Raw genomic sequence first — 12,258 nt, forward strand, 5'->3', positions numbered from 1 at the left:
TTCCCGGAGGCCCGGGGAGCGACGCCGACCGGTCGTTGCTCATGCGGTGGCTTCCGGGAGTCGTGTGTTGCGCACGAACTTGTCCTCACCTGCGCTCGCGAGATACCGGCCGTCCGGATAGAAGGCCACCGCGTTCACTGAGCGTTTGTGCGTGATGTGCAGCAATGACTGCCCCGTGTCGGCCCGCCAGACGCATACGGCACCGTTCGCGCTGCCGGTGGCGAGCAGGCTGCTGTCCGGGCTGAACGCCACGGCCCTCAGGCCGCTGGGCTGCTCGATGCAGAAGAGCGGGGCCCAGGTTTCCGTTTCCCGTATTTGGGCGGTGCGGTCTTCGCTGCAGGTCGCGATTCTCCGGCCATCGGGAGAGAACGCGGCGCGGAGTACGAAATGCCTGTGGGGGATCCGCTCCTTCAGCTCGCCCGTCACCGTGTCCCACACGTAGGCATTTCCGTCCTCACAGGCAGTGAGCAGGAGCCGCCTGTCAGGACTGAACGCGACGTCCTTGACCGCCCGGGGGTGGCGCAGGGAGAGCACCTCGTTTCCGGTGTGGAGATCCCAGATGCGAGCCGTCGCGTCCGCGCTGCCCGTGACCAGGTATCTCTGGCTGAAATCGAAGTCCACCGCATTGACGAAATGCCCGTGCGCGAGCTGCAGCGACAAGGACCCGGTCGCCATGTCCCAGATGCGCGCGATGTTGTCCGTGGTGCCGGTGGCCAGTCTTCCACCGTCGGCGCTGAAGGCGATCGCGTTCACCATCGTGCTCCAGCCTCCGACTCGGTGGCTGGAGGTCACCCGGCCGGTAGCGACGTCCCATGTCCGCACCAGCTTGCGGCCTCCGGTGGCGATCAGTTGCCCGCGCGGGTGGATGGCCATGCTCACGACCCAGCGGTCCGTGTCGATCTCCGATTGGGGCGTGATGCCGACAGGGGTAGGCGGCGGAGGTGGAGATGGGGGCGGTGGGGGGCGGGGATCCGGGTGTCCCCCACCGTGTGGCGGCCCCGGAGGCACAGTGATCTCACGGCTGATCTTCCGGGGATCGGGTTTCTTGATCGGGTGGGTGAAGTCGAAGAGCCGGGCGTCGCCGCTGCGTTGGTACAGGACGGGGGTGAAGCACTCAAGGCTGTCGTCCTTGTCCGCCCGCAGCGCGATGCGACCCGTGCGCACCGCCTCGTCGACCGGCCGGTTGGCCGCGAGGGCCAGGTAGAAGGCCCTGGAGAACAGCACGGCCGCCTTGTCGGTCACCGGGAACTGCATGGCCACGACCGCCGGCACGGTGTGCTCCAACTCTGCAGCCGTACTGGAGAACAGGTCCTGCGCGTTCGCCGTTCCGGTCTCGCAGCTGTTGAGCACGACGAGGCGCGGCGAGGGATTGGCGACGCTGATGAGCGAACCCAGAGCCTCCGCGTGCAGCGGGTCTTCCCGCCCCGTCTCGTCCGCGAAGACGATCATTCCTTGACGTCGGAGCTCGTCGAACCGTCCGTGCCCGATGAAGTGGAAAACATGGCAGCCGTCGAGGAGCGCCTGGTAGAGCTGCTCTTTGGTCTGACCTCGCGCCCAGTGGAGTTCGACCATGCCTTCGTCGATGAGCGGCCTCAGCGCGGCACTCAGGTGCTCCTGTTCGGCCTCTGCGTTCAGCACACCCAGCGAGCCGGGAAGGGCGACCATGCCGAGGATGCGAAGCGGCGGTTCCACGCGCAGCGGCGACACCGGCTCCAGGACTTCGACGTGGCGAACGATCGGGTGACGCAGGCACAGGTAGCCGCCGCCGACCTTGGGGTCGTGGAGGAGTTCCCAGGGCAGGGCGGCGAGTTCCGGTGAGCGGACCCGGAGGACGAGCCGTAGCCGTTGGTCCCGTTCTTTTGCCTTCTGGCTGCTGGAGAGATAGAGCGCCTTGATCGTGTTCTGAAATACTGCATTGAACAATTCGTCGCCGGCCTGACGAACGGGCACCTCAAGTTCGGTCCCGGCACCTCGTGAGCGCGCCGCGGAGCCCAGGACCGTCGCCTGCAGCGCGGGCAGCCTGCTCAGCAGTTCATGAGCATCAAGCTGGGCAACGGCACAGTCCTCACCGCACGGCGACTGCACCTCGATCCGGTAGCCACCGGGCCCCTCGCTCATCTCGACCTCGAAGTCGAACTCCGCTGCCATGCCGCCCTTCTCCCTCCCAGCGGTTCAGCGTGCTGCCGCGGGGGGTTGGGTGGGGGTCGCGGGGGTGGAGTCCGACCCGCCTACGGGCTGTGAGAGGTTGCTCCAGGCAAGGAAATCGGAAAACTTCTGGGGATCTCCTTGGCCGAGTTCTACGACGATGTTGAACCGTCGGTCCGTGTAAACGTTCCAAGCAACACCATTGGTGTCTTCATAACAGGCCGTGTCGCCGACTATGGCCGACCCAATGACATACGTCTTGTTGCCGCCGTTCGCATAGTCGTTCTCGGTGTCACACGTGCTTCCGGTGAGCTGCTCCGGGGTGGCCTGCTTCAGCCAGCGATCCTGCATGGAGTTCACGTCCTGGAACATGGTGTATGTGATGCCCTGGTCCGGTGCACCCTCGCTCGCAGTGCAGTCCATCGTCACCGCCCCTTTGGGTGCTTCACTACCCTCCGTACAGGTGAAGTTGTCCGATACCTGGGTGGGAATGTGAGCTCTAAGATCCGCTACCGTGGGTACTTCCTTTCCCTTCTCGGTTGTCCATGTCCAGCCTCCGGCGAAGAGCAGCAATATCCCGAGAACGGCGACGACTACACGCGGTGTTCGATGCATCTTCGGGATCGTCATCAAGCGCCGAGATATTCCACTGCCGATCAGCGCAAGGATGAGAAGGAGAACACCGATGCCGATGAGTACGACGGCGAGAGGCATCTCTCGACTCCTTCGCGAGTGAATCCATCACTTCGCGGCCTAAGCCCGCCAGGCCCTGCATACACCCTGAGTTACCTGAAAGGGGAACAGCAGAACCGTCAACTACCTCTGATATCTAGCAATATTCGAGATTTCGTGCTAATTCATACTCTATGAGCATCGTGGAGTACGCGCTACAAGACGGCGATACGGTGCTGGTCAGGGTTTCCGATGGGCAGGCCCAGGGCCCTGTCACCCGTGGTGCGTCGACGTCCGCGGTCATTGAACGGGCGGAGGGCACCTTCGAGTCCGTCATGAACGCCGTCCGGACGGTGACCCGTGGCGTGGCCGCACAAGTTGAGGGCCTCGTGCACCGGCCGGACGTGCTCGCGGTGGAGTTCGGCATCGAGTTGAGTGCTCAAGCGGGGGCGGTCATCACGGCGGCCGGCGCCTCCGCTCACCTGAAGGTCAGTCTGACGTGGAACACCTCGCGACCAGGAACTGCCGATCAGCCGTCACGTTCTTAAGGACCCGCATCAATTGCGGCCTTGCTGCCGCCTGCCGCTCAGGCCAGATGCAGCGCGGCGAGCAATGCGTCGACCAGCGGCCGGTCCCGGTCCTGGGTGAGCCGGGCCCGGGCCTCCTCCGGGGACAGCCACTCCAGCCGGTCGACCTCGTCGGTCGGCGTGAACGCCCCCGCCATCGCCTCGGCGGCCCAGTAACGGACCTGCTTGGGGCGGCCGTTGGCGAAGTAGGAGGAGGTCGGCAGGGGGGCGCCGGGGCGGCAGTCCATGCCGGTCTCCTCGGCCACCTCGCGGACCGCTCCGGCCAGGGCGTCCTCGCCGCGCTTGAGTTTGCCCTTCGGGTGGGACCAGTCGTCGTACTTGGGCCGGTGGACGAGCGCGATCTCCAGGCCGTGCTCGACGGACGGGCGGCGGCGCCACAGCACACAGCCCGCGGCCCGCACCGGCTTGCGGCTGTCCGGCTTACCGGTGTCCGGCGTGCGGGATTCCGGCTTACGCGTGTCCGGCGTGCGGGCCGGTGGCTCTCCGGGGCCGGTCATCGCTCCACCCCCTTCAGGGCCTTCTCCCGGGACAGCCAGACCCGGCCGAAGGCGTAGCGGGCCGCCTCGACCTGATGGCGCTGGTCGGCGTGGAGGACACCGAGGGCGTAGGCGGTGGCCGGGGCGATGCGGGGGGTGCGGGCCGCGGCGGCGGCTGCGGCGGCGGCCTCGGCGGCGTCACGGTGGCCCTCCAGGAGCAGGGCCGCCTCCGCCAGACGGGGGTCGGCGTACTCGGGGACCAGCACCTCCTGGGCGTAGCGGCTCAGCCGGAGCAGCACCCGGACCTGGTGCCAGGGCGCGTCCTGGCGGGCGCCGTCGGCCAGCGCCTCGGCGTTGTACGGCTGCCCGGCGCGGACCAGCGGCAGCGCGCCCACCGCCTCGGCGAGCCGGCGCGCGGACTGCTCGGCGAGCGGCGGCAGCGCCTCGGCGGCCGGGACGTCCGCGGCCGCGCGGGTCAGCGGCACCTCGGAGGCGAGCACGGCGACGGAGTCGGCGACGGCGTGGAAACGGGACGAGCCCAGGGCCTGGAGCGCGGCGGAGTGGGCGCGGGTGCGGGCGAGGGTGAGCTGGCGGTCCAGCAGCGCCCCGGCCCGTGCGGCACCGGCGGCGAGGACGGCATCGGCGTCCGGAACGGCGGTGTCGCGCCCTTCGAGGGAGCCGGTTTCGGGGCCCAGGTCGCCGGGACCGGGGCCGGTGTCCGTACCGGAAGGCTCCGTCTTGCGGGTGCCGGCGGCGCGGGTGCCCATGGTGCGGGTCCCGGCGGATGGTTCCGCGCGGTCGGGGCGCCCGCCGCGGCGGGTGCGCGGGGCGCGGTCGGTGCCGCGTTCCGGGCGGTCCGGTCGGTCCGGGCGGTCGGTGCGGCCGGTCAGCCGCGTCAGGGCGGCCATCAGCCGGTCGCGGCGGGCCGCACAGGCCTGTTCGCGGGCCAGGGTGCCGGACAACCACCCCAGTTCGGCGAGGAGTTGGTCGGCCCAGGCCTCTTCGGTCAGCGGCCGGAAGGTGTGCAGGGTGGCGCTGATCCGGCGGGCGGCGCGGCGCAGCCGGCGGGCGGCCGCGCCGGCGCCCTCGGCGTCCGGGCCGCTCTCCCGGTGCAGCCGCAGACTGCGCAGGAAGTCCGCGGACTGCTGGTGGAGGTAGCCGGCGAGCACGTCCTCGGCCGTCCGCCCGGCGAGGTGCGGGCCGGCGGCGGGTCCGGTGCCGGCCGCCGGGTCGTCGTACGGCCCCGGTGGACCGTACGGTCCGTAGGGTCCGTCCACCACCGCGGCACGGGCGCCGGCCGCCCCGCCGGGCTCGCATCCGGTGCCGAGGAGACCGGCCGGCCCCCCGGTCCGCTGGTCAGGTCGCTGGGCCACGCCGGCGCCTCCGGGCGTCGATGAGCATTTCCTGTACGTTGCGCAGCGGCGCGCCGTCCGCGTCCACGGAGCGCCGGTTCCAGTCGCCGTCCGGGCCCAGGTGCCAGGAGGACGTGGTGTCCGAGGTACCGGTCTCCAGGAGCCGGTTGAGGGCGGCGCGGTGCGCCGGGTCGGTGACCCGGACCAGCGCCTCGATCCGCCGGTCGAGGTTGCGGTGCATCATGTCGGCGCTGCCCAGCCACACCTCGGGCTCGCCGCCGTTGCCGAAGGCGAAGATCCGGGAGTGTTCCAGGAAGCGGCCGAGGATGCTGCGGACCCGGACGTTCTCGCTGAGGCCGGGCACTCCCGGGCGCAGCGCGCAGATGCCGCGCACCCAGATGTCTACCGGCACACCGGCCTGCGAGGCGCGGTAGAGCGCGTCGATGACGGCCTCGTCGACCATCGAGTTGACCTTGATGCGGACGTACGCGGGCCGGCCCGCGCGCTGGTGCGCGATCTCCTTGGTGATCCGCTGGATCAGGCCGTCGCGCAGGGACTTGGGGGCGACCAGGAGGCGGCGGTAGGTCTCCCGGCGGGAGTAGCCGCTCAGCCGGTTGAAGAGGTCGGAGAGGTCGGCGCCCACCTGCGGGTCGGCGGTCAGCAGCCCGAGGTCCTCGTAGAGCCGGGCCGTCTTGGGGTGGTAGTTGCCGGTGCCCACGTGGGAGTAGCGGCGCAGCATGTCGCCCTCCTGGCGGACCACGAGGGAGAGCTTGCAGTGCGTCTTCAGGCCGACCAGGCCGTAGACGACGTGGCAGCCCGCCTCCTCCAGCTTGCGGGCCCACTTGATGTTGGCCTGCTCGTCGAACCGGGCCTTGATCTCGACCAGCACCAGGACCTGCTTGCCGGATTCCGCCGCGTCTATCAGGGCGTCGACGATCGGCGAGTCACCCGAGGTGCGGTAGAGGGTCTGCTTGATGGCGAGGACGTCGGGGTCGGCCGCGGCCTGCTCCAGGAACGCCTGCACCGAGGTGGAGAAGGAGTCGTAGGGGTGGTGCAGGAGGACGTCGCGGGCGCGCAGCGCGGCGAAGATGTCGGGCGCCGACGCCGACTCCACCTCGGCGAGGTCGCGGTGGGTGCCGGCGACGAACTTGGGGTACTTCAGCTCGGGCCGGTCCAGCGCTCCTATGCCGAACAGCCCGGTCAGGTCCAGTGGGCCGGGCAGCGGGTAGACCTCGGCGTCGGAGATCTTCAGCTCCTGGACGAGCAGGTCGAGCACCGCCGGGTCGATGGACTCCTCGACCTCCAGCCGGACCGGCGGGCCGAACCGCCGCCGCATCAGCTCCTTCTCCAGCGCCTGGAGGAGGTTCTCGGCGTCGTCCTCCTCGACCTCCAGGTCCTCGTTGCGGGTCACCCGGAACATGTGGTGCGCGCGCACCTCCATGCCCGGGAACAGCTCCTCCAGGTGGGCGGCGATGACGTCCTCGATGGGGACGTAGCGCTGCGGGGAGGCTTCGAGGAAGCGGGAGAGCAGCGGCGGGACCTTGACCCGGGCGAAGTGGTCGTGGCCGCTGACCGGGTTGCGGACGACGACGGCCAGGTTCAGCGAGAGGCCGGAGATGTACGGGAACGGGTGCGCGGGGTCCACCGCCAGCGGCGTGAGCACCGGGAAGATCTGCTGCCGGAACAGGGTGAACAGCCGGGCCTGCTCCTTCTCGGTCAGGTCCGGCCAGCGGATCAGATGGACGCCCTGGTCGGCGAGGTCGGGGGCGATGTCCTGCTGGAAGCAGGCGGCGTGCCGGGCCATGAGCTCGCGCGAGCGGGTCCAGATCAGGTCCAGCACCTCGCGGGGCTGGAGGCCGGACGCGGAGCGGGTGGCGACGCCGGTCGCGATCCGCCGCTTGAGTCCGGCGACCCGGACCATGAAGAACTCGTCGAGGTTGCTGGCGAAGATCGCCAGGAAGTTGGCGCGTTCGAGCAGCGGGGTGGCCGGGTCCTCGGCGAGTTCGAGCACCCGCTCGTTGAACGCCAGCCAGCTGCGTTCCCGGTCCAGGAAGCGGTCGGCGGGCAGCTCCGCGCCGTCCACGCCCACCACGCCCTGGTCCACGTACGCGTCCGGGTCGGCGTCGAGGTCGGGCTCCAGGCCCGGCACGGTCCCGCGGACCGCGTGCGGCCGGTGCGCGGCGATCGAGCCCACGGAAGGCTGGGCCGAGGGGGCCGGGGCCTGTGGGGGCCTGGTGGCCGGCATCTCGGGCTGGACCTGTGCCTGAGCGCTGGGCTGCTGGTTCATGGCCTTATTCTTCCGCGTTCCGGGGGTTCCAGCCGCGTCAGGAGGTGGCGGCGCGAGACGGAGCCTCGGGTTGGGGAGGTTCGGCACAGCGGGCTGCATTCAGCGATGCTCGCAACCGACCTTGAATCAGCGGTAACGCGGATATGGCGCAGAAGCAAGCGGGACGCTACGGCGCGGGGCCGGGGGCAGGGCCAGGAGCGGGCCGCGGCGGCATCCGGACGCGGGCGGTGCGGTGCCGCCGACACTGTGTCACCGCACCGTCGCGCTGTCACCACGCCGCCGCCCGGTCACCGCAACCGTTATCCATGAGAAATACCCCCGGCTGCCATCAGCACGACCCCATGCACTTCTGCACTTCGAGGGGCGCGCCTCCGATTTATTGCGAAAGAAATTCATCGGGCCGAGGGGAAATCGATGAGCTTCCGCAGGGCCGCCATCACTGGCCCGCCCGTCCTCGCCCGTTCACGTCGAGCGGCCCGACGGGGAACGGCAATTGACGGGCCGCCAGTTGTGGGCCCCAGCGCTCCCGGGGGAAGACCAGGAAGACCACCCAAAGGCCATGGAAAGCGACGGAGGGCCACCGAAAAAGCCAGGGAAAGAGCCAGAAAGAAAACGAGAATAATGACGGCGTACCCGGCAGAAATAAAAGGCGGGCGGCGACAGAGCGGTCCGGCGGCCGTTCCGTGCCTTCCGGCCGCTCCGCGCCTTCCGGCCGTTCCGTTACTGAGGGGTACAGGTATTGACCGGCGGTGACAAGCAGCTGTGGAAGGCCTCCAGCCGGCCTCAGCGGCCTCCTGAGCGGCGCCCGACACTCGGCCCGGAAACCCGACTGCGCCCGCCGACTCCGCTGCGTACGCTGACCGGCGTGTCCACGCCCCCCGCGCCCCCGGCCACGCCGCTGCCCTACACGCCCGCCTACCCGATACGTACCCCGCGCCTGGACCTGCGTCCGGTCACCGAGGACGACTTCGCGGCGATCCACGGCTACCAGCGCCTCCCCGAGGTCTGCCGCTACCTCTACTGGGGCCCCTTGGACGAGGCCGGCTCCCGGGCCTCGGTCGCGGCCAAGTCCCGCCGCACCACGCTGCGCGACTCCGGCGACTTCCTCCAACTCGCCGTGGTGGTCCGCGAGACGGGCACTCTGGTCGGCGATGTGAGCTTCGTCCTCAGAAGCCGGGAGCACCGCCAGGGCGGCATCGGCTATGTCTTCCACCCCGAGCACGCCGGCCGGGGCTACGCCACCGAGGCGGCCCGGGCGCTGCTGGCCCTGGGCTTCGAGGAGCTGCAGCTGCACCGCATCCAGGCCGAGTTGGACGGCCGCAACACCGCCTCGGCCCGGCTGCTGGAACGGCTCAGGATGCGCCGGGAGGGCCATCTGCGGGAGAACGAGTTCCTCGACGGCGAGTGGTCCGACGAGGTCGTCTACGCGATGCTGGCGCGGGAATGGCGGGCGCGGCGGCGCTAGCCCCGCCGCGCCCGCCCGCCGGCGCTCAGGTCTCCGACCGGTACATCAGGTCCGTCTCGTGCGTGACGAACCCCATCCGCTCGTAGACGCTCACCGCCGCCGCGTTGTCGGCGTCGACGTAGAGCATCGCGGTCGGCAGCCCCTGGCCGGCCAGGTGGCGCAGCCCGACCGAGGTGAGCGCCTTGCCCAGGCCGCCGCCCTGCGCGCCGGGCCGGACGCCGAGGACGTAGACCTCGCCCAGGCCCTCCTCGGCGTGCACCTTCGTCCAGTGGAAGCCGACCAGCCGGCCGCCCTTCTCGGCCAGGAAGAAGCCCTTGGGGTCGAACCACGCCTCGGCCTTGCGGTCGTCCAGGTCGCGCTGGGTCAGCGAGCCCTGCTCGGGGTGGTGCGCGAAGGCCTCCGCGTTCACCTCCAGCCAGGCCGCGTCATCGGTGCCCGGCTGGAAGGTCCGTACGGTCACGCCCTCGGGCAGTACCGGCTCGGGCAGCTCCAGATCGCCCAGCGAGCGCCGCATCTGCCGCAGCTCGCGGAACATCGTCAGGCCCAGGGTCTGCGCGAGGTGCCGGGCGGCCGGGTGCCCGCCGTGCGCCCAGACCCGCAGCCGGCGCCCGGACAGCTCCAGCAGCTCGGTGCCCAGCGCCCGGCCGTGGCCGCGGCCGCGGTGCCCGGCGTGCACCACCAGCTCGGCGGCCGGCGCCTCCACCGGGTCGGTGTCCTCCAGCTGGCCGTAGCCGACCAGCAGCTCCTCGCCCGCTTCCCCGTGCGCGTACACCAGCACATGCGCGACACCCGGCCGCTTGCCGCCCCGCAGCTGCAGCCGTCCCTGTTCGGACACCGCGGGCTGCCCGTCCGTGCGCGCGGCCCGCTCGATCAGCTCCAGAACGGCCTCGGCCGTTTCCGGCGCGACCTCGTCGACCACCTGGATCCTGCGGCCGGTCCGGCCCATCTCCTGTGCAGCGTCAGTCATGTGTGCAGCGTACGACCCTGCCGGGGTCCCGCAGTGGCATCAGGGCGCGGCCGCCCCGATCTGCCCGGTGAGCCGCGCCGGTGCCGTCCGCCGGTCCGGCGCTCACCGGCAACCGTCCCGTAACCCGGCACCCCCTGTTGCGCTACGCGCGTCAACAATAAGCTGCGGTCCGCTCAGGACCATCCAGGAGGGGAACCCATGCCAGCGACACCGCAACGGCGCCGCGCCATCAGCAGATTGAGGACCGGTTCGGCCGCACTGGCCGCCGCCGTCGGGATCGGCGTCACCGTCGCCGCCCTGCCGGCCGGGGCCGACACCATGCACCCGGACCGCACCGGTCACTCCGGCCGCACCGTCGACGTCCAGCTGCTCTCCTTCAACGACTTCCACGGCAACCTCGAACCGCCGCAGGGCTCCTCCGGCACGGTCGAGGAACTGCAGGCCGACGGCACCAAGAAGAGCGTGCCGGCCGGTGGCGTCGAGTACCTGGCCCAGTCCCTGCGCACGGCCCGCAAGGGCCACCCGTACTCGGTGACCGCGGCGGCCGGCGACCTGGTGGGGGCCAGCCCGCTGCTCTCCGGCCTCTTCCACGACGAACCGACCATCGAGGCCATGAACCAGCTGGGCCTGGACGTCACCTCCGTCGGCAACCACGAATTCGACGAGGGCCGGGCGGAGTTGACCCGCCTGCAGAACGGCGGCTGCCACCCCAAGGACGGCTGCTACGAGGACGGCAAGAAGTTCGCCGGCGCCGGCTTCCCGTACCTGACCGCCAACGTCACCGACGAGAAGACCGGCAAGCCGCTGCTCAAGCCGTACACCGTCTGGCGCCACAAGGGCGTGAAGATCGGCTTCATCGGTGTGACGCTCGAAGGCACCCCGGACATCGTCAGCGCCAACGGCGTCAAGGGCCTGAAGTTCCACGACGAGGTCGAGACGATCAACAAGTACGCCAAGGTCCTGAACCGGCAGGGCGTGAAGGCGATCGTGGCCCTCATCCATGAAGGCGGCCTGCCCGCCTCCACCTCGTACAACTACAACTGCGACAGCCCCGGGCCGGGCGACGGCATCTCCGGTCCGATCACCGAGATCGCCAAGCACGTCACCTCCAAGGTCGACGCCCTGGTCACCGGCCACACCCACCAGGCGTACGCCTGCACCATCCCCGACCCGTCGGGCCGGCCGCGCACCGTCACCTCCGCCGCGTCCTACGGCAAGCTCTACACCGACACCGAGCTGACCTACGACCGGCGCACCCACGACATCGTCCGCACCAGCGTCAAGGCGCCCGGCGCGGTCAACCACGTGGTCGACCGCACCCAGCCCAAGGCCGCGGACATGACGTCCCTGATCGCCCGTTGGAACAAACTGGCCGCGCCGGTCGCGGCCCGCCCGGTCGGCCACATCGCCGCCGACATCGCCGGCCGCGGCGCGGACGCCCCCGAGTCCCCGCTCGGCGACGTCATCGCCGACGCCCAGCTCGAAGCGACCAAGGCCACCGACAAGGGCGGCGCCCAGCTGGCCCTGATGAACCCCGGCGGCATCCGCTCCGACCTCGCCTACCCGGCGTCCGGCTCCGAGGGCGACGGCGTCGTCACCTACGGCGAGGCGTTCACCGTCCAGCCCTTCACCAACATGATGAACGTCGTCGACCTCACCGGCGCCCAGCTGCTGACCGCCCTCCAGCAGCAGGTCAGCGGCCCCAACGAGGCGTCCCCCAAGATCCTCCAGGTCTCCGCGGGCCTCACCTACACCCTCGACCTGACCAAGAAGGGCGCCGACCGCATCGTCAAGGACTCCGTCAAACTGAACGGCGCCGCCCTCGACCCGGCCAAGACCTACCGCGTCGCGATGAACGAGTTCCTCGCCGGCGGCGGCGACGGCTTCGCCGCCTTCAAGGACGCCAAGAACAAGTACGTCGGCCCGTCCGACCTGGACGCCTTCACGGCGTACCTGACGGCACACTCGTCGGCGTCCTCCCCGCTGACACCGCCGGCGGCGGACCGTATTCACGTGGTGAAGTAACTCCCACGTACCTGGGTGCCCCGCCGCGGGGCGCTGCGCTTTGCGGTGCCTCCCACGTACTTGGCCGTCCCGCCGCGGGGCGCTGCGCTTTGCGGTGCCTCCCACGTACCCGTCTGTCCCGCCGCGGGGCGCCTCGCCGTTGCGCTTTGCGGCGCCCCGTATGCACTTGACCGTCCCGCCAGGGGGCGTCTCGCCGTTGCGCCTGCGGCGGGCGGGTGGTGTTTCGGGTGCGGTGACGGGCCTCCGGGGCCGGTTGTGTGGACTGCTGACGCTTTACGTCCA

9 protein-coding genes are annotated in these 12,258 nt (G+C 70.5%); 3 read left to right on the plus strand and 6 right to left on the minus strand.

The window, feature by feature from the left end; translation table 11 throughout:
* Positions 1-39 precede the first annotated feature (39 nt).
* Positions 40-2,148 carry a CHAT domain-containing protein gene (locus AB0E02_RS27670; RefSeq protein ID WP_362143707.1) on the minus strand — a complete coding sequence of 703 codons (2,109 nt, stop codon included), beginning with the start codon at positions 2,146-2,148 and terminating at the stop codon, positions 40-42.
* A 24-nt stretch (positions 2,149-2,172) separates the two neighbouring features.
* The gene (locus AB0E02_RS27675) at positions 2,173-2,859 is read right to left on the minus strand and encodes a hypothetical protein (RefSeq protein ID WP_362143710.1); all 687 of its coding nucleotides are present in this window, start codon (positions 2,857-2,859) and stop codon (positions 2,173-2,175) included.
* Between the two features lie 152 nt (positions 2,860-3,011).
* Between AB0E02_RS27675 and AB0E02_RS27680 the strand changes: the two genes are divergently transcribed.
* Complete coding sequence (locus tag AB0E02_RS27680) at positions 3,012-3,365, plus strand: CU044_2847 family protein (RefSeq protein WP_362143714.1); 354 nt, start codon at positions 3,012-3,014, stop codon at positions 3,363-3,365.
* 38 nt (positions 3,366-3,403) lie between these two features.
* On the opposite strand, the gene AB0E02_RS27685 is transcribed toward AB0E02_RS27680, so the two are convergent.
* From AB0E02_RS27685 to AB0E02_RS27695, 3 genes are read right to left on the minus strand one after another with little or no spacing between them, the layout of a single operon-like run.
* A complete protein-coding gene (locus AB0E02_RS27685; RefSeq protein WP_362143717.1) occupies positions 3,404-3,901 on the minus strand; it encodes an NUDIX hydrolase in 498 nt (165 codons plus the stop codon).
* A complete protein-coding gene (locus AB0E02_RS27690) occupies positions 3,898-5,253 on the minus strand; it encodes a CHAD domain-containing protein (protein ID WP_362143720.1) in 1,356 nt (451 codons plus the stop codon). The genes AB0E02_RS27685 and AB0E02_RS27690 overlap by 4 nt, the downstream gene beginning before the upstream one ends.
* Entirely contained in the window at positions 5,237-7,519 is a 2,283-nt protein-coding gene (locus AB0E02_RS27695; RefSeq protein WP_362143723.1) for an RNA degradosome polyphosphate kinase, read from the minus strand. The genes AB0E02_RS27690 and AB0E02_RS27695 overlap by 17 nt, the downstream gene beginning before the upstream one ends.
* 865 nt (positions 7,520-8,384) lie before the next feature.
* Here AB0E02_RS27695 and AB0E02_RS27700 point away from each other — a divergent pair.
* Positions 8,385-8,984 carry a GNAT family N-acetyltransferase gene (locus tag AB0E02_RS27700; protein WP_362143727.1) on the plus strand — a complete coding sequence of 200 codons (600 nt, stop codon included), beginning with the start codon at positions 8,385-8,387 and terminating at the stop codon, positions 8,982-8,984.
* Between the two features lie 25 nt (positions 8,985-9,009).
* Here the strand turns inward: AB0E02_RS27700 and mshD are convergent, their stop codons facing one another.
* A complete protein-coding gene (gene mshD / locus AB0E02_RS27705; RefSeq protein WP_362143744.1) occupies positions 9,010-9,930 on the minus strand; it encodes a mycothiol synthase in 921 nt (306 codons plus the stop codon).
* 219 nt (positions 9,931-10,149) lie between these two features.
* Between mshD and AB0E02_RS27710 the strand changes: the two genes are divergently transcribed.
* Positions 10,150-11,976, plus strand: coding sequence for a bifunctional metallophosphatase/5'-nucleotidase (locus tag AB0E02_RS27710; RefSeq protein WP_362143730.1), 1,827 nt, complete (start codon positions 10,150-10,152; stop codon positions 11,974-11,976).
* Positions 11,977-12,258: the final 282 nt, after the last annotated feature.

The sequence above is a fragment of the Streptomyces sp. NPDC048196 genome (assembly GCF_040652715.1).
GTDB lineage: Bacteria > Actinomycetota > Actinomycetes > Streptomycetales > Streptomycetaceae > Streptomyces > Streptomyces siderophoricus.

Excerpts from the sequence above, each read along its gene's own strand:
- AB0E02_RS27670 (WP_362143707.1), bottom strand. The coding sequence starts at position 2,148 with ATGGCAGCGGAGTTCGACTTCGAGGTCGAGATGAGCGAGGGGCCCGGT.
- AB0E02_RS27675 (WP_362143710.1), bottom strand. The coding sequence starts at position 2,859 with ATGCCTCTCGCCGTCGTACTCATCGGCATCGGTGTTCTCCTTCTCATC.
- AB0E02_RS27680 (WP_362143714.1), top strand. The coding sequence starts at position 3,012 with ATGAGCATCGTGGAGTACGCGCTACAAGACGGCGATACGGTGCTGGTC.
- AB0E02_RS27685 (WP_362143717.1), bottom strand. The coding sequence starts at position 3,901 with ATGACCGGCCCCGGAGAGCCACCGGCCCGCACGCCGGACACGCGTAAG.
- AB0E02_RS27695 (WP_362143723.1), bottom strand. The coding sequence starts at position 7,519 with ATGAACCAGCAGCCCAGCGCTCAGGCACAGGTCCAGCCCGAGATGCCG.
- mshD (WP_362143744.1), bottom strand. The coding sequence starts at position 9,930 with ATGGGCCGGACCGGCCGCAGGATCCAGGTGGTCGACGAGGTCGCGCCG.
- AB0E02_RS27710 (WP_362143730.1), top strand. The coding sequence starts at position 10,150 with ATGCCAGCGACACCGCAACGGCGCCGCGCCATCAGCAGATTGAGGACC.